The sequence below is a fragment of the uncultured Streptococcus sp. genome, assembly GCF_963516515.1.
Taxonomy (GTDB): domain Bacteria; phylum Bacillota; class Bacilli; order Lactobacillales; family Streptococcaceae; genus Streptococcus.
Genome location: NZ_CAUQCJ010000005.1, coordinates 38,679 through 65,166 on the forward strand (window position 1 = coordinate 38,679; position 26,488 = coordinate 65,166).

Below are 26,488 nucleotides of genomic sequence, written 5' to 3' on the forward strand. Positions count from 1 at the left end.
TAACTCCTTTATAAAAATAGACTGGTTTGAAGCAATAAAAAGAAAGGCAGGTAGATTAATGTTGTTTTTTTAGGAATATAAAAAGTCCGATAGCAATTCTCCTCCTGTGCATGTTCGTCATATCCATGCGCCGACAGGGCTCTCAGGTAAAGATGGCGCCACCTAAAGACTGTCATCAGAACCTTGCTGTAAATCAAAGGCGACCAAACATGCAGTTCTTGACCACGTAATAAGCAAGCTTCTTTTAGAGACTTGATTTCTTGCTGAATAAGAGGAAAGGAATTAAATACCACAATCAAGGCATAGGCCCAAGAACGTGATAGCCCCTTTTGAGCCAAGTACAAGAGAAGCTCTTTTAGGGAAATAGAGGAAACAAAGACAAGACCGATACAAACGGTTACAAAGGCCCTCGTTCCAAGCATCACTGCCTGCGAAGCATCCCCATGCAACTGAACTGCCCAGTAGTTGGCAAAGGATGGCAAAATGGCAAGCAGAATCATCCAAACCAATACTTTAAATCGACGGTAATAGAGCATAAAGAGAATACAAAATGCGACTACCGAAAGATTCAGAGCAATCGAAGGAATGAAAGATGTTTCCAAGGATAAAATCAGCAAGAAGAGACTGATAATCGGTGTCTGGGTTGCTACTTTGACCATACTATCTCACCTCCCTTTGAGCATTGCTACTCTGAGATGTGAGTGGTTTGGTAATTGTCACTTCTTTCACATGACTGAGCCCCTGACTAGTCATCTCAATCCAAAAATCAACCACAGAGATCAAGGGATCTAAACGATGGCTAATGATCAGAAAACTTCTTCCTTGATTTCTCTCCTCCAGAATCCACTGACAAAAATAATGGCAAGCCCTATCATCCAAACCTGCAAAAGGTTCATCTAGTAAAATCACAGAAGCCTTGCTGGTCAAGATGGTCAAGAGTTGAAGAATCTTTTGCTGACCACCACTTAGTTGATAAGGACTCTTATCGAGTGCCTGCTCCAGATCAAAATATCGTAAAGCTTGAAGAATCCGCTGATTTCTTTCAGAGTCTGGACCATCTAATTGCAGTTCCTCTCGCAGACTGGCTCGGATAAACTGCTTCTCAGCCTCCTGAACAACACCCGTCAGGTCACGGTACAAACTCTTTTTCTTTTTCAGGACCGAATCCTTCCAAGTAATGTGTCCCTTATACTTTTGAAATTGAAGAATAGACCGAAAGAGGGTTGATTTCCCGACACCATTGTCACCCAAAATACAGGAAATCCCTTGGTAGAATGTAAAATCCGCAATTGAAAAGAGGGGACGCTTATCCAGCTCACAAGTCGTTCTATCCATATGGAATAGTTCTGGGCTAGAAGTAACTTCCTTTGAAGCAACCTTTGTCATCTCAGAGGTAGGGAGTTGATTTATTTCCCTTAGTTGGCCATCTCTTAGCTCCACCATATGGTCGATATAGGCTTCATAGTTCGTTAAATCATGGTCGCACAAAATAACTGTCTTCCCATTAGAGGCCAATTCTTTTAGAATCTCCAATATCTCTAACCTGCTCTTGCGGTCAATGGAAGCGAAGGGCTCATCCAAGAGATAGACCCTAGGATTCATGGCAAAGAGAACAGCCAAAGCAGCCTTTTGCTTTTCCCCACCTGATAAGTGATGAATGGGACGGTGCAAAATCGCCTTGCAGCGACATTGCTGGACAACCTCTGCTATTTTAGAATCAATTTCCTGAACGGGATGCCCGATATTTTCCAAGGTAAAAATCAGCTCCTCAAACAAGTTCTCCATGGTAAATTGATGATTGGGATTTTGAAAGAGAATACCAACCGTCTGGACACGTTCGATGATAGAAAGCTGACTGACCTCGCTCCCATCTATCAGGACTTGACCGCTATAGGGAAGAGAACTGACTTGAGCAATCATTTGAAAGAGACTCGATTTTCCTGAACTACTACTTCCAACTAACAAGGTAAAGGCTTGCGCATGAAAAGTAAAATCAATCGGTTCCGAAAAAATTAGGGACTGAATCGCTCGTAGTTTCAGCCCCATCTATGCCTTGCCTCCAGCTGCAAATTGATGATAGAGTTTAACAATGGCACGAACCAAGATGGTACAGAAGAAAAAGACGGAAATAAAACGTACCACTAGTAAGGAAAGAACAAAAGGAAGGGAGAAGGCATAGTAGCCTAACTTAATGTATTCATAGACAAAGCTAACAAGCGTAACCCCAATACTATTAGCAGTTAGAGAGAGCCAACTTTCATAGCGATTCTTGGTTACGATAAAACCAATTTCACTTCCCAAACCTTGAACCAAGCCAGACAAAAGGGCGCCTAGACCGAATTGGCTACCATAAAGGACTTCAGCAAGAGCAGCTAGCACTTCTCCAATCGTTGCGCTTCCCACTCTTGGAACAAAAATGGCAGCAATGGGCGCAGCCATACACCAGAGACCAAAGAGGATTTCATTGGCAAAGGCCTGTAAACCAAGAGGGGCTAAAATCAGAGTGAGGATATCAAACAGATAACCTGAACCCACAAAAACACCACCAAAAAAGATAGACAAGAAAGCAAGCAAGATAACATCTTTTAAACGCCACTTTTCAAACATAAAAACTCCTTTTAGACAATTGGGCATTTAAGAGAGACTACCATCATACTCTGCATCTAGTCTATCTAGTAAAAACAAAAAACTCTAATTACACACAAGAATTAGAGTTTCGCTTACAAAATTAGATGGTTTTTTCTTTCTCAAGAAAAAACTATTCACATTTCCCTTCGACAGTACTAACTGTATCAGGTTCAATGGGTATCATCTCAGCCTAAAGCACCCCAAATGTCTTTATTATTTAATTATATAATTATTTTAACAGACGATTTATTCTAGTTCAAGAAATTGAACTGGAAATACAGCCTTGCACTCACAAAGACAGCAGATCTTTCTTTTGCAAAAAATAAATGACTTATTTGATAGATTAGCCATTTGAGCTGAATCTGGACATAGCTTTTTAGAAAAAAGAAAATCCTACTCCCTCAGAATCCAAGGAAAAATTGATACCTATTGTTCACTCATTTCTCGAACAGTTTTTTCTATATTTTTTGCATACGATATTGCTGAAATGATTGAAACGCCGTCAACATTGGTCTTCATAATGTCTTTAATATGTTGCGTCTGTATCCCACCAATTGCAACTAAGGGCATTTGTGGCAATAGTTTTCTCATCAATTTAAGACCTTCATAACCTATAGCACCACCAGCATCATCCTTTGACTGGGTATCAAATACAGGACCAACACCAACATAATCTACATATTCAACTTTTGATTGTTGAAATTCTTCCTCGTTTTTTATAGAAAGACCAATTATTTTATCTGGCATCAATTTTCTAATTTCATCAACACCAAGGTCATCTTGTCCTACATGTACACCATCAACGTCAATTTCCATTGCCAAATCAATATCATCATTAACAATAAACGGAACATTGTATTTTTTACAAAGATCCTGTAGTTTCATTGCTAATTCGACTTTTTCTTTACCTTCCAGGGCCCCCTCACCTTTTTCACGGAATTGAAATAAGGTTATACCACCTTTTAAGGCTTCCTCAACGACTGTATATAGATCTTTTCCTTGGCAAGTAGTCGTTCCACAAATAAAATATAGTTTTAGTAATTCTTTATGAAACATTTTACTTCACTCTTTTGAATTCCTTTACATCTTCATCTGTAATTTCGTATAAGGCATTTATAAATTCAACTTTAAATGTTCCAGGAAGATGTCCATTTGGACGTTTTTCTGCCATTTCTCCAGCGATATTGTAAACCAACATAGCAGTTTCTAAAGATTTCAATTCTTGACCTTTTTCTAGTCCGATAAAGCTTGCTACCACTGCCCCTAATAAACATCCAGTTCCAATAACTTTTGGCATCATGGCACTACCATTATGAATCGTTACCACTTCTCCATTTACCGCAATGGCATCCACTTCACCGGTTACTATGATAGGGATATTGAACTTCTCATTTGCTGCTAGAGCAATTTCGTCAATATTATCTACGCCTGCACTATCTACTCCTTTAGATGCCACATTTATTCCCACTAAAGAAGCAATCTCTCCAGCATTTCCTCTAATCGCTGCGAGTTTGTAATTATTTATTAAATCTTCGGATACTTTTTTTCTATAAGATCCTGCTCCACAAGCTACAGGATCTAAAACTGCTGGGACATTATATTTCTCTGCAATTTTCAGAGCAGCTTGGTATAATTTCCAATTTTCATCTGTCAATGTTCCTATGTTTATTAATAAACCTCCAGCATACTTTAACAAATCCTCTAAATCTGCAGGAAACTCACTCATGGCTGGTGATGCACCTAGTGCTACTAATCCATTTGCTGTGAAATTTTTTACTACATCATTGGTGATGCAAATGACCAAAGGTGCTTTTTCTTTTAATAATTTTAAACTTGTCATATTAAAATCCTTCCTTTTCACTTTATACGATCTACTGATTTCGATTTATCTCTATCTTTCGTTAAGAAATTTTTTTCATTTACCATTTACATTGAATGATTTATGCTCAATGAAAATCAAAGAGCAAACTAGGAAGCTAGCCGCAGGTTGCTCAAAGCACTGCTTTGAGGTTGTAGATAAGACTGACGAAGTCAGTCACATATATAATCTAAGGTGAAGCTGACGTGGTTTGAAGAGATTTTCGAAGAGAATTACCTCATCAAATTTGTCAGTATCCTAAATTTTCTCTAAGCGTCATAACCAATATCAAAAAAGGCTAATTCTAAAGCAACCGCTTGATTCCAGCGTTCCTGAAGTTCTGTCAAATCTTCTAGACCTTTCCCAACACGATTGAGTTCGTCAACCAGAAATTGAACCCACTCTGCAAAGAAAGGACCTCTGTGGAGATTGATCCATTCCGAATGAATATAGGCTTCAGGTAGAGCCAAATCTTTAGAACCCCAGTCTAAATAGAGACCTTCTGCAATGACCAGCATGACCAAAAGATGGGCATAGTCTGATGAAGACACAGCCGAATACATAAGATCCTGAAATGCCTTTGTTACAGGGTGCAAGGTTACTTCTAGATAGTCATTCTCTGCTACTTTTAACTCTTTGAAAGCCTTTTGGAAATAACCATCTTCATCTGCTTCAAGAAAGCCTAGTTGCTTGGCAAAACGAAGCTTGGATTCAAGCTGGTCTGCGTGGGCTACGCAAGCACCCAGCATGGATAAGAAGGCATCAAAGAAGTGATAATCTTGAATTAGGTATTCTTTTAAAACCTTATTCTCAATTGTCCCCGCAAAAAGCTCCTTGACAAAACGATGATTGATTGAAGCCTGCCAATCCTTCTGACTGCTTTTTAATAATTCTCCAACAGTCAAACCTGGCTCAAATGCATAGTCTTGTGTTTCCATATTTACTTCTCCTCTCTTTACTCGTTCGTAATCAACAAAACATCAAGAAAATCCTAGTTTTACTTGACCTTTTTAAAGAAAATCAAGGGCGTTCAAGAAGAGCTACCTAAATGCTTTGTATCACCTTCATCCAGTTTATATAAATAAAAAAACTCCAATTACAATCAAGAATTAGAGTTGACTTACAAGATTAGATCGTTCATTTCGCCATACGAAAAAACGTTTCACATTTCCCTTCGCCAGTCTTAACTGTATCAGGTTCAATGGGTATCATCTCAGCCTAAAGCACCCCAAATGTCTTTATTATTTAATTACTGCACCAGTATAGCAAAAAATGAAAGCCCTAGCAAGATATTTGATTGCAAAATATATTTATATTGTTTTAAATGGTGATTTATTCTTCCTATAGACGAAGAAAAACCTCCACACTTAGTGGAGGAATCTCTTTTATCAATACAATTTTAAGTCACGAGGATCAACTGGGAAGGTTGGGTTGTAGGGATTGTGACGAAGTTTAAAGTGTTTGACATCTTCAATGGTCTGAGTTCCAGACAACTGCATGACTGTCTTCAATTCCGCATTCAAGTGTTCAAAGACTTGACGCACACCGACACTACCACCGAGAGCCAAGCCATAGATAACCGGGCGACCAATAGCTACCAAGTCTGCTCCTGAAGCCAAGGCTTTAAAGACGTGTTGACCACGACGAATACCTGAGTCAAAGACAATTGGCACACGTTTATCAACTGCTTCTGCTACTTCTTGAAGTGAGTCGAAGGCAGCTGGTCCACCGTCGATTTGGCGGCCACCATGGTTGGTTACCCAGATACCAGAGGCACCTGCAGCAAGCGAACGTTCAACGTCCTCACGGCATTGTGGTCCCTTGACATAAACAGGAAGTCCTGAGTATTCAGCGATGAATTCTACATCACGTGGAGACAAGCGTTGTTTAGCTGATTTGTAAACAAAGTCCATTGATTTTCCAGCACCTTCTGGCAGGTATTCTTCAACAATCGGCATGCCAACTGGGAAGACAAAACCATTACGCTTATCAACCTCACGATTGCCCCCTACAGTCGCATCTGCTGTCAAGACAATCGCTTTATAACCTTCAGCCTTCACACGGTCCATGATGTGGCGGTTGATACCATCATCCTTACTAAAGTAAAATTGGAACCAATGAGGTGTCCCTTGAAGGGCTTCCGTAATTTCAGGAAGGTCGACAGTAGAGTAAGAGCTAGTTGTATATAGCGAACCAAACTCATGCACACCACGCGCAGTCGCCACTTCACCCTGTTCATTTGCCAATTTATGAGCCGCAACAGGCGCCATGATGATTGGTGAAGACAATTTTTCACCTGCAAATTCAATCTCCGTACTTGGATTTTCTACATTGCAAAGTGTATGCGGAACGATGAGTTTGTGGTTAAAGGCACGAATATTCTCACGTAAAGTGAAAGTATCTTCTGCTCCACTGGCGATATAGCCAAAGGCTGCTTTAGGAATCACTTGTTGCGCCATTGGCTCCAAATCATAGGTATTGATGAAATCTACATGACCTTCTGCATTGCTTGTTTTGTATGACATAAAATGCCCTCCTTGATAAGTAAGCGTTTACTTTGTATATTACAAAAATATCTTAACTCTTTTTTCAAAACTTTTCAAATATTTTGTTTGGAAATTTCAGAAATTCTAGGACTATGATAAAAAATCCTTATAACAGCAATAAAAAATACATATTATCCAAAGGAGATTTTAAGTGCTACAATAACTGTATTATTTCTAGATGGGAGGTTCTATTTTTGGATTGGTCCATTGTTGAACAATATCTACCACTATATCAAAAGGCATTTCTTCTGACCTTGCATATTGCAGTTTGGGGTATTTTGGGATCCTTTCTGCTCGGTTTAATCGTTAGTATCATCCGACATTACCGCATCCCTATTTTGGCGCAAATAGCGACAGCCTACATCGAATTGTCACGCAACACGCCCCTTTTGATTCAACTCTTCTTTCTCTACTTCGGTCTGCCTCGCATAGGAATTGTCCTATCTTCAGAAGTCTGCGCAACCTTAGGACTGGTCTTTCTAGGAGGTTCCTATATGGCAGAATCTTTCCGAAGCGGACTGGAGGCCGTCAGTCAAACCCAGCACGAGATTGGATTAGCCATCGGTCTGACACCTATACAGGTCTTTCGCTATGTGGTTCTTCCGCAAGCAACAGCGGTTGCTCTACCATCTTTTAGTGCCAATGTCATTTTCCTTATCAAGGAAACCTCCGTTTTCTCAGCAGTGGCTTTGGCCGACCTCATGTACGTCGCCAAGGACTTGATTGGACTCTATTATGAGACAGACATTGCACTGGCCATGTTAGTAATTGCTTATCTGATCATGCTGCTCCCCATCTCACTGGTCTTTAGCTGGATAGAAAGGAGGCTCCGCCATGCAGGATTCGGGAATCCAAGTACTCTTTCAGGGAAATAATCTCCTGAGAATCTTACAGGGATTGGGCGTTACGATTGGGATATCCTTCCTATCTGTCCTCTTATCCATGATATTCGGAACAGTCATGGGAATTGTCATGACCTCCCATTCTAGAATCGTACGATTTTTGACACGATTGTATTTAGAATTCATCCGTATCATGCCCCAGCTGGTGTTGCTCTTCATCGTTTACTTTGGCTTGGCTCGAAACTTTAATATCAATATCTCAGGTGAGACTTCTGCTATTATCGTTTTCACCCTCTGGGGAACAGCTGAAATGGGGGACTTGGTTCGTGGAGCCATCACTTCCCTCCCTAAACATCAGTTTGAAAGTGGACAGGCACTCGGCTTGACCAATGTTCAACTTTACTACCACATTATCATCCCACAGGTCTTGAGAAGACTGCTACCGCAGGCTATCAATCTTGTCACTCGGATGATTAAAACCACTTCCTTGGTTGTTTTGATTGGGGTTGTGGAAGTGACCAAGGTTGGACAACAAATCATCGATAGCAATCGCCTGACCATCCCAACTGCTTCCTTTTGGATTTATGGAACCATTCTAGTCTTGTATTTCGCAGTCTGCTTTCCTATTTCCAAACTATCCACTCACTTAGAAAAAAATTGGAGGAACTAAATGTCTGAAACTATCTTAGAAATCAAGGAACTCAAAAAATCCTTCGGAGACAATCCCATCCTCCAAGGACTATCCCTACAAATCAATAAAGGGGAAGTTGTCGTCATTCTAGGACCCTCTGGTTGTGGGAAAAGTACCCTCCTTCGTTGCCTCAATGGCTTAGAAAGTATTCAAGGTGGAGATATCCTGCTGGATGGTCAGTCTATCGTTAAAAATAAAAAAGACTTTCACCTAGTTCGCCAAAAGATTGGCATGGTCTTTCAAAGTTATGAACTCTTTCCCCATCTGGATGTCCTACAAAACCTCATCCTAGGCCCTATCAAAGCTCAGGGAAGAGACAAAAAAGAAGTAACGGAAGAAGCTTTGCAACTACTGGAACGTGTGGGTTTGCTTGATAAACAACATAGCTTTGCGCGTCAATTATCTGGTGGACAGAAGCAACGGGTTGCGATCGTCCGTGCCCTGCTCATGCATCCAGAAATTATCCTCTTTGACGAAGTGACTGCTTCGCTGGATCCAGAAATGGTGCGTGAGGTTCTGGAACTGATCAATGACTTGGCCCAAGAAGGCCGTACCATGATTTTAGTAACTCACGAAATGCAGTTTGCCCAAGCTATTGCAGATCGGATTATCTTCCTCGACCAAGGGAAAATCGCTGAAGAAGGAACGGCTCAAGCCTTCTTTACCAATCCTCAAACCAAACGAGCCCAGGAATTTTTAAACGTCTTTGACTTTAGCCAATTTGGCTCATATCTATAAAGGAGATTCTTATGAAACTACTCAAACCACTTTTAACTGTTTTGGCACTTGCCTTTGCCCTTATCTTTGTCACAGCTTGTAGCTCAGGTGGCAATACTGGTTCATCGTCTGGAAAAACCACTGCCAAGGCTCGCACAATCGATGAAATCAAAAAAAGCGGTGAGCTACGAATCGCCGTATTTGGAGACAAGAAACCGTTTGGTTACGTTGACAATGACGGTTCCTACCAAGGTTACGATATCGAATTGGGGAACCAACTGGCCCAAGACCTGGGTGTCAAGGTTAAATACGTTTCAGTCGATGCTGCCAACCGTGCTGAATATTTGATTTCAAACAAGGTAGATATTACTCTTGCCAACTTTACAGTGACTGAGGAACGTAAGAAACAAGTTGATTTTGCTCTTCCATACATGAAAGTTTCTCTGGGTGTCGTATCACCTAAGACTGGTCTCATTACAGACGTCAAACAACTTGAAGGCAAAACCTTGATTGTCACAAAAGGAACAACTGCTGAAACTTATTTTGAGAAAAATCACCCAGAAGTAAAACTCCAAAAATATGACCAATATAGCGATGCCTACCAAGCCCTTCTTGACGGACGTGGAGATGCCTTTTCTACTGACAATACGGAAGTCCTAGCTTGGGCGCTTGAAAATAAAGGCTTTGAAGTTGGAATTACTTCCCTTGGTGATCCCGATACCATTGCGGCAGCAGTTCAAAAAGGCAACCAAGAATTGCTAGACTTCATCAATAAAGATATTGAAAAATTAGGCAAAGAGAACTTCTTCCACAAGGCCTATGAAAAAACACTTCACCCAACCTACGGTGATGCTGCTAAAGCAGATGACCTGGTTGTTGAGGGCGGAAAAGTTGACTAATACTCTTCGAAAATCTCTTCAAACCACGTCAGCTTTATCTACAACCTCAAAGCAGTGCTTTGAGCAATCTGCGGCTAGCTTCCTAGTTTGCTCTTTGATTTTCATTGAGTGTAAGATCCAATAACATTACAAAAAGAAATCAGGTAATCCTAGTGACTACCTGATTTTCTATGTTTTAGGCATTTTGCCAATTTTCTTGGTCTTCTTTAAAACGTTTAAGGAGATCAAGTCCTTCTGGCGTGATATAGCCTTCTTCTTGAGCTAGATGGATGAGTTCACTGTAGTTTGAAAGTGTCACCAATTTCACACCAGCATCCGCAAAGTTCTTATCTGCTTTTGGCAATTGGTAACTGAAAATCGCTACAACTCCAAGCACATCTGCTCCTTCTCGCTTGGCTGCTGCCACGGCCTCGAGAACAGAACCGCCAGTTGAAATAAGGTCTTCAACCACTACCATCTTTTGACCTTGAGCTACACGGCCTTCGATTTGGTTGCCTGCTCCGTGGTCTTTTGGTTTGCTACGGATGTAGGCAAATGGCAGATTCATCTTGTCAGCAATAATAGCTCCGTGTGGAATCCCTGCTGTTGCAGTTCCTGCAATCACTTCAACCTCTGGAAAGGCTTCTTTGATAGCATCCACAAAACCATTTTCGATGAGGGTACGAGTTTCTGGATAGGCTAGTGTCACACGATTATCAGTGTAAATCGGTGACTTGATACCAGATGCCCAAGTGAAAGGCTCCTCTGGTTTGAGGTAAACGGCTTGGATTTTCAAGAGGTGGCTAGCGATATCTTTAGCAAGTGTCATGGTATTCTCCTTTTATTTTTATAATCTAGTTCTTTAATTCCAGTCCTGTGTCCATTCATCCTTGATGGCATGATAAGCTGCAACAGGATTCTCAGCTTGGGTAATGGGACGTCCCACCACGATATAGTCACTACCGATTTGATAGGCATCAGCAGGGGTCATCACACGTTTTTGGTCTCCAACTGCAGCACCTGCTGGACGAATGCCTGGCGTTAAACAGATAAAATCTGGATTGGTGGCCTGCTTGATGAGTTGAACTTCCTGAGCCGAGCAAACAACACCATCTAATCCCGCTTCAGCTGTCTTCTTGGCATAGTGAATCACAGACTCTTGCAGGCTGGTTTGAATATTTTGAAACTCCTGCATCTGGGCCTCTGATGTTGATGTGAGCTGAGTAACAGCAATCAATTTGGCTTGACTTCCAAGACCTTCACGCGCAGCCTTCATCATCTCTACACCACCAGCCGCATGAACATTGGTCATATCGACACCAAGCTGAGACAAGACCTTCATGGCTGACTTGACTGTATTTGGAATGTCATGAAGTTTGAGATCAAGAAAGACGCTGTGTCCCAAGTTTTTTAAATAGGAAATAATCTCAGGACCCGTTGCGTAATAGAGCTCCATCCCTACCTTAAGATAAAGGCTTTCTTCTGCTGGGAAAAGAGCTAAAAATTCCTTGACCGCCTCAAAACTAGGAAAATCAAGAGCAATGACTGGACGATGTTCTCGCATAGGTTTCTCCTTTTACCTTTGCTAGTGAGAGAGTCTGGGCAACAGAAGCTACGAAAAAAGGAACCTGCCAACAGCAAGGTTCCACGAAAAATGGGTAGTCTCCACCCTTTCACCGTCTAACCTTAGCTGCCTCTCTGGACTGCTTTAAAGGTTTTTTTCTATTCTATTATTTCTACTAGCACTTGTCAAGTAAAAACATGGTCACGTATGTGTCGTGATTTTTGAGAAACTCCAAAATTCCATATAAGTAAATGCATGTACACGAAAGGATTGACATATACTTATATGCTTTCTACATTTCTCAAAACTCTAGACACTTACCATGGCAACTAAAGAGCTATATGAGAAAAGGTAAACCTAGCGACGCGATGAACGCTGACTTGTTTGGTTTCGATTGCTTTCTTCCTCCAATTTTTTCTTCTCTTCTTCCAATTTATTCTGCTGTTCTTCTAGTCTTTTCTTCTCTTCCTCTTTCTGTTTCTTCTCAGCTTCCTTGGCCTCTTGTTTGGCTTTTTCCTCTGCCTCCATAATTAATTTATCCGCAATAGTGTAACTGTATATTCCAGCTTCCATGTCGACCACACTTGGTTCAGACAATTGAGGCTTAATCTTACTGTAATAAGGCAATTTCTTGCTCATTTCAGACAGGGGAACCAAGACCTCGTCCGAATCATTCATGGTCAATCGAATTAAATCTGAAGTTACCTTGCTTGGGGCTAGTTCCACCTTTTGGATAGCCGCCTTGAGTTCTGGGCTAATTTGAGAAAGTTCTGATGTAAAGGCCTTGATTTGTTCGCTGTCATTAAAGAGAACTGACAAATAAGTTTCTGGCAGACTAACCAAGCTCACAGAACTAGTCTCAAGCTGACCGCTGGAAAGAATAGGATAATGATTTTCACCAGAAACATAGTAGGCAACAATATCGTATTCCTTAACCTTGATAGTAAACTTGGTTGGAAATTGATAGACAAGCTGAGCTGATTCAACCCAATAGTTAGACTTGATCTGCTCTTCATATTTTGCCTTATCTAGCAGAAGGTTAATCGTATAATCCGAATCCTGAATGCCTGAAGCCTGTCGAATATCGTCAGCTGTAGTTTGCACCGTTCCCTCAATACGGATATCCTTCATGGTCGCATAAGGACTGAGCAAGTAAGCAGAGACGACCAATAAAATCAGACTTAGAAACAAGATCGAGATAGCCCGCCAGATATGAACTCCTGGAATTTTCGGTTTAGCCGGTTTCTTCTTTACAGGCTTTTCCTCTATTTTTTTATCCTCTTTCTTTGGCTCTTTGGATTTTGGTTCTTCTTTAGTTGCTTCTTTTTTGGCGTCTTCTGACTCTTCTACTTTTTCTTTAACAACTTCCTTAGCTGAGTCTGAGTCATTTTGATCAGAGTCACTCTTCTGGTCTTGCTTGCCCTCTGATTTCTCAGATTCTTCTCCCATTCGAGCTTCTCTTTCCTTTTCTTTCTCCTCAGCTAGGGCTGCCTCTTCTTCAGCCTTCTTTTTTAGATATTCTTGGTTCCGTTTCTGCCATTCTGATAACTCTTTAAATTCTTCGAGGATTTCTTTGCCCTCATTTTTCTTATCTTTTGACATTTACTTTCCTTATGATAAATCGTTTTTCAATAGTTGATAAAAATCTGCTAGAGATTTCAATTCCTTAGAAGCCTTCATCTTAGCTTGGTAGTCTTCCTTGTGACTTAGTAAGTGAGAAAGCTTCTCTTCTAAACTGTCCAAGGTCAAATCGCTTTCTTGAAGCTCTTCTGCATAGCCTTTTTTTACAAAGTAAGCTGCATTTTCAATCTGGTCTCCACGACTAGCTTCACGACCAAGCGGCACAATAACATGTAATTTTGCCATGGCCAAGAGCTCAAAAATCGTATTGGCACCACCTCGTGTCACAACAATGTCAGCCAATTCCATCAAAGGTTGATAGAGATTGGTCACATAGTCAACACGAAAAAGATTTTGGCTCAACTCGTTCAGGCTAGAATCTCCAGTTAGATTGATAATATTGTAGCGCTCTGTCAGTTCTTTCTTATGGTCTGTCACCAATTGGTTAAAGACACGAGCACCTGCAGAACCACCGACAAACAATACAGTTGGCAATTGGGGATTAAAGTGGGTTTGAATATCTACCAATTCATCTGGTTCTAGAGTTTTTTGGTCTGAAACCTTGGTCACTGCTCCCACATGCTCAACCTTAGACAAACTTGAAGCTTGCTCAAAGGTTGAATACATCTTGGTCGCAAATTTATAGGCGATTTTATTGGCCAAGCCCATGGACAAGTCAGATTCGTGAATAAAGACAGGCACTCCTGACACACGCGCAGCGATAACAGGCGGTACTGAGACAAAGCCTCCCTTTGAAAAAAGAGCCTGTGGACGAAGTCGCAACATGATAAAGAGAGATTGGACAATTCCCCAACCAACTTTGAAGACGTCCAGCATATTTTGCCAAGAGAAATAGCGACGCAATTTTCCTGTCGCAATGGAATGGAAGGTAACATCTAGACCCGACTTGAGGATTTCTTGGTGTTCGATACCACGTTTATCCCCAATATAGTGGACTTCCCAGCCATCTTCGATGAACTTGGGCATCAACAAAAGGTTGAGGGTCACGTGTCCAACCGTCCCCCCACCTGTAAAGACAATTTTTTTCATATTATTCTTTTAACTCCGCTACTGTGTCGATAAAGAGGTCGCCACGTACTTCAAAGTTAGCATACATATCCCAGCTGGCATTGGCAGGACTGAGAAGAACTACATCTCCTTGAGTCGCAAGTTCATAGGCCTTGCGGGTCGCATCTGCAATATCAATCGCATCCACATATGCCACACCAGCCTTGTCTGCTGCCCGTTTGACACGTTCGGCAGACTGACCGAGGATGACCATCTTCTTGAGTCCAGTAATGTCTGGAACCAATTCGTCAAACTCATTGCCACGGTCCAAACCACCTGCAATCAAAATGACCTTGCTGTTGTCAAATCCTGACAAGGCTTTTTGAGTAGCCAAGATATTGGTTGACTTGCTATCATTATAGAACTTAACACCCTTGATTTCATCCACAAATTGGAGACGGTGTTTGACACCACCAAAGGCTGAAAGAGTTTCTTTAATGGTTTGGTTATCAACACCACGAAGCTTGGCTACAGCAATCGTCGCAAGGGCATTTTCCACATTGTGGCTACCTGGAACTCCGATTTCATTCGCTGCCATGACCACTTCCCCACGGAAGTAGAGTTGACTATCTTCCAGATAAGCTCCATCAACCTTTTCATGTGTTGAGAATGGTACAACAGTAGCTTGTGTTTTAGTAGCCAATTCTTTTGCCAAGTCTTGGTTAAAGTTCAAGACAAGGAAATCAGCTGCTGTCATCTTGTTCTGGATATTCCACTTGGCTGCTACATATTCCTCAAAAGAACCATGGTAGTCGATATGAGTTGGCATGAGGTTAGTAATAACCGCAATCTCAGGATGGAATTCTTGAACACCCATGAGTTGGAAAGAAGAAAGTTCCATGACAAGCGTATCCTTGTCTGTCGCAGTTTGGGCCACTTGACTGGCAGGATAGCCGATATTTCCTGATAAAAGACCATGTTGGCCAGCAGCAGTCAAAACTTCCCCAATCATAGTCGTTGTGGTTGTTTTACCGTTCGAACCAGTAATACCAACAATCGGTGCTTCTGAAATCAAGTAAGCCAATTCCACCTCAGTCAAGACTGGAATACCTTTGGCCAAAGCCTTTTCAATCATGGGATTGCTGTAGGGGATACCTGGATTTTTCACCATAAGGGCAAACTCTTCATCCAAGAGTTCCAAAGGATGGCCACCTGTAATGACCTTAATCCCTTCTTCCAGCAAACTTTGGGCAGCTGGATTGTCCTCGAAAGGCTTCCCATCATTTACTGTCACAATGGCACCTAGCTTGTCCAACAAACGAGCTGCAGATTCACCAGATTTGGCCAAACCTAAAACAAGGACTTTCTTATTTTTAAATTGATCTATTACTTTCATGTCTCGAACTCCATTTCTACTCTTACTATTTTACCATTTTTATGGAAATAAAAAAGCCACAAAGTGTGTTTGTGACTCTTTCTTCTAACTGATACTCTTCGAAAATCTCTTCAAACCACGTCAGCTTCGCCTTGCCGTATATATATGTAACTGACTTCGTCAGTTCTATCCACAACCTCAAAACAGTGTTTTGAGCTGACTTCGTCAGTTTTATCTACAACCTCAAAGCAGTGCTTTGAGCAGCCTGCGGCTAGCTTCCTAGTTTGCTTTTTGATTTTCATTGAGTATGAATCTTACCATATCATCTATGTGATAAATCGGTAACTCGAATGACTTGGTCCACTTGCTCCCAAATCAGAGGATTGTGGGTCGCAATAATAATGGTTCGATTCGGATTTTTTAAAGATTCTAGGATAGAAAGTAATTCCTCAGAGTTTTTGGGGTCTAAGGAAGCGGTTGGTTCATCTGCGAGAATCAAAGGTGGATCCTTTAAGATTATCTTCGCTAGTGCAACACGTTGTGCTTCTCCTCCTGATAATTCAAAGATAGGTTGCTTTAAATCCAAATAAGAGAGGTTAACACGGTTTAGAGCTTGTTTCATCAAATACATTTTCTCTTTTTCTTTCAACTTTTTACCAACTAAACCCAGATTGAGATTCTCTTTGACGGTTTGGCTTTCAATTAAGCCAAAATCTTGAAATAGGTATCCTAAGTAATCTCTAAAGAAAACAGAGGGCTTAATGTCTTTAAGAGAGGTGCCATCATAGATAATTTGCCCTTTGTCATATGGCTCTAATCGTCCAATCATATTCAAGAGTGTTGTCTTACCACAGCCACTTGTACCGATTAAGGCATAAATTTTCCCACCTTCAAAATGAAGATTCGTATCTGAAAATAGCTGACGGCTTCCAAATTTTTTAGATATATTCTTTAGTTCAATCATCCTATTTTCCTTTCATAATTGTCATAGAAACACGAGATTCTTTCTGCGCTTGACGGTAAAGCGTCAAAACTGCACTAGCTAGAAAGACTAATAAAGTGAGCAAGCCAATTACCAAGTCTCGACTGCTTAAAATAAAGAGACTAGCACCAAATACAAAACTGGCAAATTGGCTAACCATATACTGAGCATGTGTTTCAAAAAATCGTAAACCTGAAATTCGTTTAATCAAGATATCTCGGCGGAATTGCTCGAAATATAGAAGATTGACAGAATAAAAGAGTAACAAGGAACTAGCTATCCCAACAATAGCTCCTAGGATTAAAGTTGCTGTTTCAGTTTGAACTTCATTATAACGAGTTAGATAAACACTTCTTCCTTCTTTAAGATAGGATACTTGCTCATCAATTCCAGCTTTCTTCAAGAGTTTAATCCCATCTTCATATCCTTTGACAAAGATATTCTTACCAGCATTGATAGACCACATATATTTAGAAATGATACTATCACCTATAGATGTTGGAGTAAATACAACTAAAATCGGATCAGTCAAATACTGAGTGGATACGGGATTCTCACCGTTATTATAAACAAACCGCTTTTCTCCAGTTGGAAGATAACTAACAATCGCTCTCATTTCATACTCTAAAGGAGCACTTGCCTCCTCACCAGATTTTCCATAATCACTCAATTTTTCTTCAAAAACTTTCTTAAGTTCTGCTTCTCGAGAGCGCAAATGTTCTGGGAGCAAGAGGATAAACTCACCTTTTTGGAGATGGGCTAACTTCTGTTTGGTCTCAGCATCTACCACGACCTTTTCCTTGTCCAAATAACTGGGACTAACATAGAGCGTATTAGCATCTGGACTATAGGTATCCAGTGTCTCTCCCTGTTCATTTTTTCTTTGTTCATTTTTTCCTTGAGGATTGGCAAAATGAATGAGATTATCTTTTACAAATAAAGCCTGTTCTTCTTCGATTGCTTCCTTGGCAAAGGCATACCACTTATTCTGATTTTCTGTATCTTTTACTCTATCACCTAAGCCAAAAGAAATTTGATAATAGTCTGCTCTATCCTGCCATGCTTGTTTTGAAATTTCAAGTTCTTTCAATCGTTGGTAAGACGTCAAACCTGTCTTAACAGCGTAGCCTACTGTAAAAACAGCTACTAACTGACACAATAGGGTTAAAGCCATCAAGCGTTTAAGGGGTAATCTTCCCTTAATAACGGGAACTAATGCTTTGTAACTCAAACTCATTAGATAAAGGAGCATTAGTAAAATTGAAATCCCCAATAAAAACAAAAGATAGAAACTAATCCCAAAACCATAGGTGGCTAACAAGATAGGATAAAACAAACCTTGACTAAAAAGAACGACTCCCCCACCTAGGAAGGAAAGGAGGGCTGATAGAAGGAGCCATTTGATATCAGTAGATAAAGAATGCCCCATGATGGATAAGAGAGTCTGACCAGAAAAGAGTTTTATACCTGCTGCTCTCATTTCCTTAATCCGAGTGATAATCACTAAAGCAAAGAAAGATAAGCCAAATATTGCTAAACTAATTAAAATAAGGGGATTTAGTAATATTTGAAAAGCAAGAAAATAGGGCGGTATCTTTCGGTCAGGAATTGCTTTATAACCCAAATCTCCTAATTTATCGGCAAGCTTTTCTTTCGTCAAGGAGCCTGATAAAAGGAGATAACTATTTAGCGGATCACTACGTTCACGACTTTCTTGACTAGCTTCTTGGAATTCTTTTGGTAAAGTTCCCTGACCATAAGTTGCATAAGCAAAGTGAGTCGTCCCATCCTTACTCGGCTCTACGATTCTTCTAGCTATTAAACTCTGTTCTGAGTTTGCAAAATTCTCCAATTCCTGTTCAAATACCTCACGCGTCGGTTCCTGAGTATCCTTTTTGACACGAAGTAAGGAAACGGAATCATAGCTTGCAAATAAATATTGTGGCGCACGTAAGACAATAATCCAAGCAAGGAAGAAGCTGAGAAAAAAAGTTGATAATAATATGAATAGTTTCTTCATAGTAGACTCCTTGTATAAGAGAATAATCCTATAGAAAAATATTTTATCTTTTATAAATTCTTAGAATTATTTTACTAGTTTAATCCATCACACCCTGAACAACAAGACAATAATACTCTTCAAAAATCTCTTCAAACCGCGTCAACGTCGCCTTGCCCTAGATATATGTAACTGACTTCGTCAGTCTTATCTACAACCTCAAAGCAGTGCTTTGAGCAACCTGCGGCTAGCTTCCTAGTTTGCTCTTTGATTTTCATTGAGTATAAATTTAATCCTTTCTTATTTTGAAATCGGTTTCTTATGACATTAATATATCACTTTCTATATAACTTGTCAATATATTGTACTAAGATATCATTAGTAATAGAATTTTAAAGCTTCCTTAGAAATAGATGTCAGTAAGGATTTTTATTTCAGTTTTTCCCATTCATATTATCCAAGCAAAAGAGATGATGTTAACTAAAAGGTAATTCAAACTATTGTAAAATTCCTACAAAAAAAGAGAGCCGAAACTCTCTTTTATCTTCTTTTACTTTTATGGACCGACATGAGGGTAATATCTCGCAAGCTAAAGTATGCTAAGGTCAGCATGGCGATTGCGATAAAGAATTCTGTCGGTAGCTGAAAAATTTGCAGGATAGACAACATAAGCAAAATCAAGAGTGCTACGAAAGCAAAGACGACAAGGACGATATTGACTGTCCCTTTAATGCTTTCTGGTGTCGCAAATACATAGAGTAGTAATAAGAGGATTCCTATGATTAAATAAACCATCTTTATCTCTTTCTAGCTCTTATTCAGCTGATTTTTTCTTCTTGTTAGCTTTCTCACGCTCTGCCTTGTTAAGGATTTGTTTACGCAAACGGATAGACTCAGGCGTTACTTCCATGTACTCATCGTCGTTCAAGAACTCAAGAGACTCTTCAAGTGTCAAGATACGAGGTGTCTTGATAACAGCTGTTTGGTCCTTAGTAGCTGAACGGACGTTGGTCATTTGTTTAGCCTTAGTGATGTTAACTGTCAAGTCGTTTTCACGAGAGTTTTCACCGATGATCATTCCTTCATAAACCTCAGTACCTGGGTTGACAAAGATCGTACCACGTTCTTCGATAGACATGATTGAGTAAGTTGTAGCCTTACCAGCATCAATAGAAACAAGGGCACCACGGTGACGACCACCAATTTCCCCTGGAATCAATGGCAAGTATTGGTCGAAGGTATGGTTCATGATACCGTAACCACGAGTCATTGACAAGAACTCAGTTGAGTATCCAATCAAACCACGCGCTGGAACAAGGAAGACCAAACGAGTTTGACCATTACCAGTTGAAATCATATCCAACATTTCACCCTTACGTTCAGAAAGGCTTTGGATAACAGATCCTTGGTATTCTTCTGGAGTGTCGATTTGAACACGTTCAAATGGTTCGCATTTAACACCGTCGATTTCTTTTACGATAACCTCTGGACGAGATACTTGAAGTTCATATCCCTCACGACGCATTGTTTCGATAAGGATTGACAAGTGCAATTCTCCACGTCCTGAAACTGTCCATTTATCTGGTGAATCAGTTGGGTCAACACGAAGGGAAACGTCTGTTTGCAATTCTGCCTGCAAACGTTCTTCTACCTTACGAGAAGTTACCCATTTACCTTCTTTACCAGCAAATGGTGAGTTGTTAACCAAGAAAGTCATTTGAAGAGTTGGCTCATCGATGTGTAGGATTGGAAGAGCTTCAATTGCGTCTGTCGGAGTAATGGTTTCACCGACAAAGATGTCTTCCATACCTGAAACGGCAATCAAGTCACCTGCTTTAGCTTCTTGGATTTCACGACGTTCCAAACCAAAGAAACCGAAGAGTTTTGTAACACGGAAGTTTTTAGTTGTGCCATCAAGTTTAGAAAGGGTAACTTGGTCCCCAACCTTAACAGTACCACGGAAGACACGACCAATACCGATACGTCCAACGAAGTCATTGTAGTCCAAAAGTGACACTTGGAACTGCAAAGGCTCATCTGAGTTATCTACTGGAGCTGGGATATGGTCGATAATTGTGTCAAAGATTGGTGCCATAGTCGCTTCTTGGTCAGCTGGATCATCTGACAATGAAGAAGTTCCGTTGATTGCTGAAGCATACACCACTGGGAAATCAAGCTGGTCGTCATCTGCACCAAGCTCGATGAAAAGTTCTAAGACTTCGTCCACTACTTCTGCTGGACGAGCTGATGGCTTATCGATTTTGTTAACAACCACGATTGGGACAAGGTCTTGTTCCAAGGCTTTTTTCAATACGAAACGAGTCTGTGGCATTGTTCCTTCGTAGGCATCTACGACCAAGACAACACCGTCAACCATTTTCATGATACGCTCAACTTCTCCACCGAAGTCCGCGTGTCCTGGTGTGTCCATGATGTTGATACGAGTTCCATTGTAGGCAACGGCTGTATTTTTAGCAAGGATGGTAATTCCACGCTCTTTTTCGATATCGTTCGAGTCCATAGCACGCTCTGCCAATTCAGTACGTGCATCAAGCGTTTCTGATTGTTTCAATAATTCGTCAACGAGGGTTGTTTTACCGTGGTCAACGTGGGCGATAATCGCAATGTTACGGATATCTTCTCTTAATTTTGTCATGATTTCCTCTATAATATTCAAAATTTATTTTCTAACTGAACGATTATACCATATTTTCAAGTAAATAACATAACTCAAGCAAGTGTAAATGTTTTCACTCTGTTTTTCTTTTCACGTCAAGCCTTTTCAAAGCAAGAGACTTATGATAAGATAGGCACAGTATGCGTTTAGATAATTTATTAGCCCAAGAAAAAGTTAGCCGAAAGGCCATGAAGCAAGCCTTACTCAAAGGGGAAATTCTCGTCGATGGTTGCCCAGCCCGCTCCCTAGCCCAAAATATCGATACAGGACTACAGGAGCTCCTCTTTCGGGGCCGAATCATTCAAGGCTATGATCACACCTATCTTATGCTTCATAAACCTGCTGGTGTCGTGACAGCCAACAAAGACAAGAAACTTCAAACCGTCATGGACCTGCTTCCAGCTGACATCCAGTCTGACAAGCTCTATGCCGTTGGCCGACTGGACCGAGATACGACAGGCCTTCTCCTTTTAACCGACAACGGCCCCTTGGGCTTCCAGCTCCTCCATCCCCAATATCATGTCGATAAGACTTATCGAGTTGAGGTTAATGGACTTCTGACACCTGACCATATCCAAGCCTTTCAAAAGGGAATTGTCTTTTTAGATGGTACTGTCTGTAAACCTGCAAGACTAGAGATTCTATCTGCAAGTCCTTCCCTCAGTCAAGCCTCTATCACCATTTCAGAAGGAAAATTTCATCAAATCAAGAAAATGTTCCTCTCAGTTGGTGTCAAGGTGACATCCCTCAAACGAGTTCAGTTCGGTGAGTTTATATTAGACCCAGAACTAGCAGAAGGTCAATACCGTCCCTTAAACCAAGAGGAATTGAAAATCATTAAAAATCACTTAGAGAAAAGTGGATAAAAGAAAAAAGCTTTATGTTTAAAGCTTTTTGTTTATTGCTTATCTAAAAAATACTGCGACGGCTACAATCCAGTTAAGTACAGAAACCACAAGTCCTACAATGTTGAGAATTTTTTCTGTTTTATAGTCTAGTCCAGATTCTTTTTGGTATGAAAAAGCCAAGACCAATCCTATGATACCCAAAATCAGGCCTACAATTGGAAATAGCAAACCAAGGACGATAGATAAGATACCTAAAATAAGTGAAGGTTTTTTCTTTTGTTGTGAATTCATATTATAAAATCTCCTTAAAATTAATATAAATGATGATACCATAAAATGCTAGCTTTATCTATCATTCGACTAATTTGGAAATAAGATTAGCTAGTCTTCACTTTCCCTTTCCAAGAATCCAAGCCATAAGAAAGGATATAAATCTCAGAAAAACCTTGTTTTTTCAAGTAAAGGGCTGCATTTGTCACACGTTGCGCACGTTGGTTTTCGTAGAGAAGGACAGGTTTATCTTTACGAAGGGCTGCAAGACTAGTCTTCAACTGACTTGAAGGAATATTGCGGGCCCCAAGGATATGTTTTCTGTGGAATTCTGCTGGGTCACGCAAATCAATTAATTGACCCGTACGAATCAAGGCTTCAAACTCCTCATTGTCTACAATTTTAGCCGCACGGCGAATACGAAGATAGTTAAAGCCCATCCATGCCAACATTGCCAGTATAAGTGCCCACAAAATCCAAGTAACCATTAGTTCTTTTCTCCATTTTTCTCAATATAATCCAATTCCACCTTGTGCTCTCTACGAAGAACCGCTTCTGCTTCTAGATAGTCTAGTTTGTCCATTAACCCTGCATCGTAAATCCGAGAGAGTTCCAGCTTCATCAGTTCAATATCATATAAGCGTTTTCCCATGTAAACAATAATACCAAATTGTTTGAGGAACTGCTGCACATCATAGAATGTTTTCATAAGACTCATTCTAGCAAAATTTTGAGTTTTTTTCAAGAAGAGACTTACACAATGCTCCTGATTTTCCTATCTTCCTTGGCGATTCTGACGCAAGTGTGGTACAATAAAAACATGAGAATTCAACAATTACATTATATTATCAAAATCGTCGAAACTGGCTCTATGAATGAGGCAGCTAAACAACTCTTTATCACTCAGCCAAGTCTTTCCAACGCTGTGAGAGATTTGGAAAATGAGATGGGCATTGAGATCTTTATCCGTAATCCCAAGGGTATTACTTTGACCCGTGATGGCATGGAGTTCCTCTCTTATGCCCGTCAGGTTGTCGAGCAGACCCAGCTTCTGGAGGAACGCTATAAAAATCCTGTCGCCCACCGCGAACTCTTTAGCGTTTCATCTCAGCACTATGCCTTTGTAGTCAATGCATTTGTCTCTCTGCTCAAGAAAAGTGATATGGAGAAATACGAGCTCTTCCTTCGTGAAACTCGGACTTGGGAGATTATCGACGACGTCAAGAACTTCCGTAGTGAGGTCGGTGTCCTATTTTTGAACAGCTACAATCGTGATGTTTTAACTAAGATGCTGGATGACAACCACCTGCTAGCTCATCATCTTTTCACAGCCCAACCCCATATCTTTGTCAGCAAGACCAACCCTCTGGCAAAGAAAGACAAGGTGAAACTGTCTGATTTGGAAAACTTCCCTTACCTCAGCTATGACCAAGGGACTCACAACTCCTTCTACTTTTCAGAGGAAATCCTTTCACAAGAACACCACAAGAAATCCATCGTGGTTAGTGACCGTGCCACTCTCTTTAATCTCTTGATTGGTCTGGATGGTTATACCATTGCGACAGGGATTTTGAACAGCAACCTCAACGGAGACAATATCGTTTCTATCCCACTGGATATTGATGACCCAATTGAGCTGGTCTATATCCAGCATGAAAAAACCAGCCTATCTAAGATGGGCGAACGCTTTATCGACTATCTACTAGAAGAAGTCCAGTTTGATAGTTGAGAAATGATAAGAACCAATATGTAGGCTAGCAACAACCTGCACATTGGTTCTTTTTACTTATAATTAAAAGTCTCCCCTGCCAACTTATCAGCTAGCTTGGGAAAGAGGGTATAAAATTTGTGGGCCAAGTTCAACAAGACTGGGAGATTGAGTTCTCGTTTGTTTTTCCCCATAATCTTGACAATCTTTTTAGCCACTGCATCTGGCTCTAGCAGGAAGCGGTCAACCGATTTGAGATAGGTGCCATCTGGGTCGGCTTGGTCAAAAAATCCTGTGCGGATTGGTCCTGGATTGACCGTTGTTACATAGACACCGTAGGACATGAGTTCGAGTCGTAAGGCATTTGAAAAACCAATAGCCGCAAACTTGGTCGCTGAGTAGAGACTAGACTTGCCAGTAGCAATCAAACCTGCCATGCTAACAATATTGATGATATGGCCTTTTCGACTTTCCTTCATTCGAGCCGCAAGGCGACGAGACAGATTCATCAGGGCAAAGGTATTGACCTCGAACATCTGGTGAATATCTTGGTCAGAAATCTGGTCAAATTCCTCAAAAATCCCGTAACCAGCGTTGTTAATCAAGACATCAATCTTGCCATAGCAGAGATAGAGATCAGTTACCAGAGATTCTAAAGCTGAGTCATCGGTAATGTCTATTTCAATCAATTCTGCATGAGAATGATTTCCGTAGAGTTGGACTAATTTTTCCTTATTTCTACCAAGCAAGATGAGTTGGTCATTTGGCAAAAGTTTGACCATTTCTTGGGCTAGACCACCGCTAGCTCCAGTAATGAGAATAGTAGGCATACTGTTCCTTTCTCAGTCTTTTAGATTTCCACCTCTTCCAAGTCTTTGACCACATGGACGTTTTCAAAGACACTAGCAGCGTCTTTCTTGAGTTTGCTGATATCTTTTGAGAGAAAACGAGCACTGATGTGGTTGAGTAAGAGGCGTTTAGCACCTGCTTCTACCGCTACTTGTGCAGCTTGCATGTTAGTAGAGTGACCATGATTACGAGCAATTATTTCATCGCCCTTGCCATAAGTGGACTCATGAACCAGGACATCAGCATTGGCAGCCAGACGCACACTGGCATTGGTTTTTCGGGTGTCACCCAGAATGGTGATAATCTTACCTGGACGGGGAGTCGAGATATAGTCAGCTGCCTTGATTTCAGTTCCGTCTTCCAAAACAACATCCTGACCGTTTTTGATTTTCCCAAAAAGTGGGCCAAATGGGACACCAGCAGCCTTAAGCTTTTCAGCATCCAGCGTTCCTTCCAAGTCCTTTTGGATAACACGATAGCCAACACAGAAAATAGTATGATCCAGCTCCTCTGCATACACCGTGAATTTATCGGTCTCAAGGATTTTTCCTAAAGAATCTTGGTCAAACTCATGAAAATGAATACGGTAAGGCAGGCGCGAACCTGACACACGAAGGCTGGTTAAGACAAATGACTTGATTCCTTGAGGTCCATAAATTTCCAAATCTGTCTGCTCTTCATTGGCTTGAAAGGCACGGCTAGAAAGGAAACCTGGTAAGCCAAAGATGTGGTCTCCATGCAGGTGGGTGATAAAGATTTTGCTAACCTTACGAGGTCGAATCGTGGTTTCCAGAATGCGATTTTGCGTACCTTCTCCACAGTCAAAGAGCCAGACTTCGTTAATCTCGTCCAAGAGTTTCAGGGCAAGACTTGAAACGTTGCGGGCTTTAGAGGGCTGACCAGCCCCCGTTCCTAAAAATTGAATATCCATTCGATACTTTCTAATTAATCAATATATAACATAGCTGTGCGGTTTCCCGATCGGAAATAGCACTTGCCAGAAAAAGCAGCAGCTTCCTGCAATAAATCCTCTTGGCTGTAGCCTTTGAGACGTTTGCGACCATCAGCCAAGTTTTCCAAATCAGTCAAAGCTGTGAGACTCTCCACACTAACAACTTCCTCATCTCCGACAGGCTTCATATAAATCTTTCCAGACTCTTCAAAGACTAGCTGATGGGGGAAAATTTGCGCAATTTCAAAGAGCAAGTCTTCTGAAATAACCTCTTTATTTTCAGAGAAAATCCGCCCCAAACCCTCACTCTCATAACAAAAACCAAAGGATTTACCAGACAGATTAAGCCGAATAAAAGGTTTGTTTTCGAGAGTGAAACTTGGCTCAGCATTGTAGAGATTTAGTTCCTGACTGACTTCTCCAAAATAATCCGTCGCAGCCTCAGGACTTTTTTTCTGGTAGAGTTCTGCAAAGTA

At 40.8% G+C, this 26,488-nt stretch carries 28 protein-coding genes and 2 riboswitches; of the genes, 6 read left to right on the forward strand and 22 right to left on the reverse strand.

Annotated elements, in window-relative coordinates:
- Nucleotides 1–8 precede the first annotated feature (8 nt).
- The 7 genes from RYL77_RS02015 to lctO form a co-directional block, all read right to left on the reverse strand.
- A complete protein-coding gene (locus RYL77_RS02015; RefSeq protein WP_315009455.1) occupies nucleotides 9–659 on the reverse strand; it encodes an energy-coupling factor transporter transmembrane component T in 651 nt (216 codons plus the stop codon).
- Nucleotide 660: 1 nt separating this feature from the next.
- Complete coding sequence (locus RYL77_RS02020; protein ID WP_315009457.1) at nucleotides 661–2,046, reverse strand: ABC transporter ATP-binding protein; 1,386 nt, start codon at nucleotides 2,044–2,046, stop codon at nucleotides 661–663.
- Nucleotides 2,047–2,607, reverse strand: coding sequence for an ECF transporter S component (locus RYL77_RS02025; RefSeq protein ID WP_315009459.1), 561 nt, complete (start codon nucleotides 2,605–2,607; stop codon nucleotides 2,047–2,049). It lies immediately after the preceding gene.
- A gap of 145 nt (nucleotides 2,608–2,752) precedes the next feature.
- A riboswitch (TPP riboswitch) is annotated at nucleotides 2,753–2,841 on the reverse strand.
- Between the two features lie 213 nt (nucleotides 2,842–3,054).
- Nucleotides 3,055–3,684, reverse strand: coding sequence for a thiamine phosphate synthase (gene thiE / locus RYL77_RS02030; protein ID WP_315009461.1), 630 nt, complete (start codon nucleotides 3,682–3,684; stop codon nucleotides 3,055–3,057).
- Nucleotide 3,685: 1 nt separating this feature from the next.
- On the reverse strand, nucleotides 3,686–4,468 hold the full coding sequence (gene thiM / locus RYL77_RS02035) for a hydroxyethylthiazole kinase (RefSeq protein WP_000202462.1): 783 nt from the start codon (nucleotides 4,466–4,468) through the stop codon (nucleotides 3,686–3,688).
- A 287-nt stretch (nucleotides 4,469–4,755) separates the two neighbouring features.
- Nucleotides 4,756–5,424, reverse strand: coding sequence for a TenA family protein (locus RYL77_RS02040; RefSeq protein ID WP_315009464.1), 669 nt, complete (start codon nucleotides 5,422–5,424; stop codon nucleotides 4,756–4,758).
- Between the two features lie 214 nt (nucleotides 5,425–5,638).
- Nucleotides 5,639–5,727, reverse strand: a riboswitch (TPP riboswitch).
- A gap of 147 nt (nucleotides 5,728–5,874) precedes the next feature.
- A complete protein-coding gene (gene lctO, locus RYL77_RS02045; RefSeq protein ID WP_000120723.1) occupies nucleotides 5,875–7,011 on the reverse strand; it encodes an L-lactate oxidase in 1,137 nt (378 codons plus the stop codon).
- A 215-nt stretch (nucleotides 7,012–7,226) separates the two neighbouring features.
- On the opposite strand from lctO, the gene RYL77_RS02050 reads away from it, so the two are divergent.
- The 4 genes from RYL77_RS02050 to RYL77_RS02065 are packed head-to-tail and all read left to right on the forward strand — an operon-like array spanning nucleotide 7,227 to nucleotide 10,181.
- Nucleotides 7,227–7,907: an amino acid ABC transporter permease gene (locus tag RYL77_RS02050; protein WP_315009466.1), complete on the forward strand. Its 681-nt coding sequence runs from the start codon at nucleotides 7,227–7,229 to the stop codon at nucleotides 7,905–7,907.
- Complete coding sequence (locus RYL77_RS02055; RefSeq protein WP_315009468.1) at nucleotides 7,867–8,544, forward strand: amino acid ABC transporter permease; 678 nt, start codon at nucleotides 7,867–7,869, stop codon at nucleotides 8,542–8,544. Before RYL77_RS02050 ends, RYL77_RS02055 begins: the two co-directional genes overlap by 41 nt.
- The gene (locus RYL77_RS02060) at nucleotides 8,545–9,303 is read left to right on the forward strand and encodes an amino acid ABC transporter ATP-binding protein (protein ID WP_315009470.1); all 759 of its coding nucleotides are present in this window, start codon (nucleotides 8,545–8,547) and stop codon (nucleotides 9,301–9,303) included.
- An 11-nt stretch (nucleotides 9,304–9,314) separates the two neighbouring features.
- Nucleotides 9,315–10,181, forward strand: coding sequence for a cysteine ABC transporter substrate-binding protein (locus RYL77_RS02065; protein ID WP_315009472.1), 867 nt, complete (start codon nucleotides 9,315–9,317; stop codon nucleotides 10,179–10,181).
- A 175-nt stretch (nucleotides 10,182–10,356) separates the two neighbouring features.
- Here RYL77_RS02065 and pyrE read toward each other — a convergent pair whose 3' ends face one another.
- From pyrE to typA, 9 genes are all read right to left on the reverse strand, one after another.
- Entirely contained in the window at nucleotides 10,357–10,989 is a 633-nt protein-coding gene (gene pyrE, locus RYL77_RS02070) for an orotate phosphoribosyltransferase (RefSeq protein ID WP_000170897.1), read from the reverse strand.
- A 33-nt stretch (nucleotides 10,990–11,022) separates the two neighbouring features.
- Nucleotides 11,023–11,724 (reverse strand): orotidine-5'-phosphate decarboxylase, encoded by a 702-nt coding sequence (pyrF, locus tag RYL77_RS02075; RefSeq protein ID WP_315009474.1) that lies wholly within the window; start codon nucleotides 11,722–11,724, stop codon nucleotides 11,023–11,025.
- A gap of 357 nt (nucleotides 11,725–12,081) precedes the next feature.
- Complete coding sequence (locus RYL77_RS02080) at nucleotides 12,082–13,326, reverse strand: cell division protein FtsQ/DivIB (protein ID WP_315009476.1); 1,245 nt, start codon at nucleotides 13,324–13,326, stop codon at nucleotides 12,082–12,084.
- 9 nt (nucleotides 13,327–13,335) lie between these two features.
- Complete coding sequence (locus RYL77_RS02085) at nucleotides 13,336–14,394, reverse strand: UDP-N-acetylglucosamine--N-acetylmuramyl-(pentapeptide) pyrophosphoryl-undecaprenol N-acetylglucosamine transferase (protein ID WP_315009478.1); 1,059 nt, start codon at nucleotides 14,392–14,394, stop codon at nucleotides 13,336–13,338.
- 1 nt (nucleotide 14,395) lies between these two features.
- Nucleotides 14,396–15,748: a UDP-N-acetylmuramoyl-L-alanine--D-glutamate ligase gene (murD, locus tag RYL77_RS02090; protein ID WP_315009479.1), complete on the reverse strand. Its 1,353-nt coding sequence runs from the start codon at nucleotides 15,746–15,748 to the stop codon at nucleotides 14,396–14,398.
- A 301-nt stretch (nucleotides 15,749–16,049) separates the two neighbouring features.
- Nucleotides 16,050–16,691, reverse strand: coding sequence for an ABC transporter ATP-binding protein (locus RYL77_RS02095; RefSeq protein WP_315009481.1), 642 nt, complete (start codon nucleotides 16,689–16,691; stop codon nucleotides 16,050–16,052).
- Nucleotide 16,692: 1 nt separating this feature from the next.
- A complete protein-coding gene (locus tag RYL77_RS02100; RefSeq protein ID WP_315009483.1) occupies nucleotides 16,693–18,729 on the reverse strand; it encodes a bacteriocin-associated integral membrane family protein in 2,037 nt (678 codons plus the stop codon).
- A 519-nt stretch (nucleotides 18,730–19,248) separates the two neighbouring features.
- Entirely contained in the window at nucleotides 19,249–19,503 is a 255-nt protein-coding gene (locus RYL77_RS02105; protein ID WP_315009485.1) for a DUF3165 family protein, read from the reverse strand.
- Nucleotides 19,504–19,522: 19 nt separating this feature from the next.
- Nucleotides 19,523–21,364: a translational GTPase TypA gene (typA, locus tag RYL77_RS02110; RefSeq protein ID WP_000164108.1), complete on the reverse strand. Its 1,842-nt coding sequence runs from the start codon at nucleotides 21,362–21,364 to the stop codon at nucleotides 19,523–19,525.
- Nucleotides 21,365–21,525: 161 nt separating this feature from the next.
- Between typA and RYL77_RS02115 the strand changes: the two genes are divergently transcribed.
- Complete coding sequence (locus RYL77_RS02115; protein WP_315009487.1) at nucleotides 21,526–22,251, forward strand: 16S rRNA pseudouridine(516) synthase; 726 nt, start codon at nucleotides 21,526–21,528, stop codon at nucleotides 22,249–22,251.
- 39 nt (nucleotides 22,252–22,290) lie between these two features.
- Here the strand turns inward: RYL77_RS02115 and RYL77_RS02120 are convergent, their stop codons facing one another.
- The 3 genes from RYL77_RS02120 to RYL77_RS02130 all read right to left on the reverse strand — a co-directional run bounded on the left by RYL77_RS02120 (nucleotide 22,291) and on the right by RYL77_RS02130 (nucleotide 23,221).
- Nucleotides 22,291–22,524 carry a DUF4190 domain-containing protein gene (locus RYL77_RS02120; protein ID WP_125417894.1) on the reverse strand — a complete coding sequence of 78 codons (234 nt, stop codon included), beginning with the start codon at nucleotides 22,522–22,524 and terminating at the stop codon, nucleotides 22,291–22,293.
- An 86-nt stretch (nucleotides 22,525–22,610) separates the two neighbouring features.
- Nucleotides 22,611–22,991: a rhodanese-like domain-containing protein gene (locus RYL77_RS02125; protein WP_000259256.1), complete on the reverse strand. Its 381-nt coding sequence runs from the start codon at nucleotides 22,989–22,991 to the stop codon at nucleotides 22,611–22,613.
- Complete coding sequence (locus tag RYL77_RS02130; RefSeq protein ID WP_261045974.1) at nucleotides 22,991–23,221, reverse strand: YqgQ family protein; 231 nt, start codon at nucleotides 23,219–23,221, stop codon at nucleotides 22,991–22,993. Before RYL77_RS02130 ends, RYL77_RS02125 begins: the two co-directional genes overlap by 1 nt.
- Nucleotides 23,222–23,323: 102 nt before the next feature.
- On the opposite strand from RYL77_RS02130, the gene RYL77_RS02135 reads away from it, so the two are divergent.
- Complete coding sequence (locus RYL77_RS02135; protein WP_001222592.1) at nucleotides 23,324–24,232, forward strand: LysR family transcriptional regulator; 909 nt, start codon at nucleotides 23,324–23,326, stop codon at nucleotides 24,230–24,232.
- A 53-nt stretch (nucleotides 24,233–24,285) separates the two neighbouring features.
- Here the strand turns inward: RYL77_RS02135 and RYL77_RS02140 are convergent, their stop codons facing one another.
- From RYL77_RS02140 to RYL77_RS02150, 3 genes are all read right to left on the reverse strand, one after another.
- Nucleotides 24,286–25,041, reverse strand: a complete 756-nt coding sequence (locus tag RYL77_RS02140; protein ID WP_315009494.1) for an SDR family oxidoreductase — start codon at nucleotides 25,039–25,041, stop codon at nucleotides 24,286–24,288.
- 20 nt (nucleotides 25,042–25,061) lie between these two features.
- Complete coding sequence (gene rnz / locus RYL77_RS02145) at nucleotides 25,062–25,991, reverse strand: ribonuclease Z (protein ID WP_315009495.1); 930 nt, start codon at nucleotides 25,989–25,991, stop codon at nucleotides 25,062–25,064.
- 14 nt (nucleotides 25,992–26,005) lie between these two features.
- The coding region (locus RYL77_RS02150) for a cystathionine beta-lyase (RefSeq protein WP_315009497.1) at nucleotides 26,006–26,488 on the reverse strand (483 nt) is incomplete at its 5' end.

Excerpts from the sequence above, each read along its gene's own strand:
- RYL77_RS02015 (WP_315009455.1), bottom strand. The coding sequence starts at position 659 with ATGGTCAAAGTAGCAACCCAGACACCGATTATCAGTCTCTTCTTGCTG.
- RYL77_RS02020 (WP_315009457.1), bottom strand. The coding sequence starts at position 2,046 with ATGGGGCTGAAACTACGAGCGATTCAGTCCCTAATTTTTTCGGAACCG.
- RYL77_RS02025 (WP_315009459.1), bottom strand. The coding sequence starts at position 2,607 with ATGTTTGAAAAGTGGCGTTTAAAAGATGTTATCTTGCTTGCTTTCTTG.
- thiE (WP_315009461.1), bottom strand. The coding sequence starts at position 3,684 with ATGTTTCATAAAGAATTACTAAAACTATATTTTATTTGTGGAACGACT.
- thiM (WP_000202462.1), bottom strand. The coding sequence starts at position 4,468 with ATGACAAGTTTAAAATTATTAAAAGAAAAAGCACCTTTGGTCATTTGC.
- RYL77_RS02040 (WP_315009464.1), bottom strand. The coding sequence starts at position 5,424 with ATGGAAACACAAGACTATGCATTTGAGCCAGGTTTGACTGTTGGAGAA.
- lctO (WP_000120723.1), bottom strand. The coding sequence starts at position 7,011 with ATGTCATACAAAACAAGCAATGCAGAAGGTCATGTAGATTTCATCAAT.
- RYL77_RS02055 (WP_315009468.1), top strand. The coding sequence starts at position 7,867 with ATGCAGGATTCGGGAATCCAAGTACTCTTTCAGGGAAATAATCTCCTG.
- RYL77_RS02060 (WP_315009470.1), top strand. The coding sequence starts at position 8,545 with ATGTCTGAAACTATCTTAGAAATCAAGGAACTCAAAAAATCCTTCGGA.
- RYL77_RS02065 (WP_315009472.1), top strand. The coding sequence starts at position 9,315 with ATGAAACTACTCAAACCACTTTTAACTGTTTTGGCACTTGCCTTTGCC.
- pyrE (WP_000170897.1), bottom strand. The coding sequence starts at position 10,989 with ATGACACTTGCTAAAGATATCGCTAGCCACCTCTTGAAAATCCAAGCC.
- pyrF (WP_315009474.1), bottom strand. The coding sequence starts at position 11,724 with ATGCGAGAACATCGTCCAGTCATTGCTCTTGATTTTCCTAGTTTTGAG.
- RYL77_RS02080 (WP_315009476.1), bottom strand. The coding sequence starts at position 13,326 with ATGTCAAAAGATAAGAAAAATGAGGGCAAAGAAATCCTCGAAGAATTT.
- RYL77_RS02085 (WP_315009478.1), bottom strand. The coding sequence starts at position 14,394 with ATGAAAAAAATTGTCTTTACAGGTGGGGGGACGGTTGGACACGTGACC.
- murD (WP_315009479.1), bottom strand. The coding sequence starts at position 15,748 with ATGAAAGTAATAGATCAATTTAAAAATAAGAAAGTCCTTGTTTTAGGT.
- RYL77_RS02095 (WP_315009481.1), bottom strand. The coding sequence starts at position 16,691 with ATGATTGAACTAAAGAATATATCTAAAAAATTTGGAAGCCGTCAGCTA.
- RYL77_RS02100 (WP_315009483.1), bottom strand. The coding sequence starts at position 18,729 with ATGAAGAAACTATTCATATTATTATCAACTTTTTTTCTCAGCTTCTTC.
- RYL77_RS02105 (WP_315009485.1), bottom strand. The coding sequence starts at position 19,503 with ATGGTTTATTTAATCATAGGAATCCTCTTATTACTACTCTATGTATTT.
- typA (WP_000164108.1), bottom strand. The coding sequence starts at position 21,364 with ATGACAAAATTAAGAGAAGATATCCGTAACATTGCGATTATCGCCCAC.
- RYL77_RS02115 (WP_315009487.1), top strand. The coding sequence starts at position 21,526 with ATGCGTTTAGATAATTTATTAGCCCAAGAAAAAGTTAGCCGAAAGGCC.
- RYL77_RS02120 (WP_125417894.1), bottom strand. The coding sequence starts at position 22,524 with ATGAATTCACAACAAAAGAAAAAACCTTCACTTATTTTAGGTATCTTA.
- RYL77_RS02125 (WP_000259256.1), bottom strand. The coding sequence starts at position 22,991 with ATGGTTACTTGGATTTTGTGGGCACTTATACTGGCAATGTTGGCATGG.
- RYL77_RS02130 (WP_261045974.1), bottom strand. The coding sequence starts at position 23,221 with ATGAGTCTTATGAAAACATTCTATGATGTGCAGCAGTTCCTCAAACAA.
- RYL77_RS02135 (WP_001222592.1), top strand. The coding sequence starts at position 23,324 with ATGAGAATTCAACAATTACATTATATTATCAAAATCGTCGAAACTGGC.
- RYL77_RS02140 (WP_315009494.1), bottom strand. The coding sequence starts at position 25,041 with ATGCCTACTATTCTCATTACTGGAGCTAGCGGTGGTCTAGCCCAAGAA.
- rnz (WP_315009495.1), bottom strand. The coding sequence starts at position 25,991 with ATGGATATTCAATTTTTAGGAACGGGGGCTGGTCAGCCCTCTAAAGCC.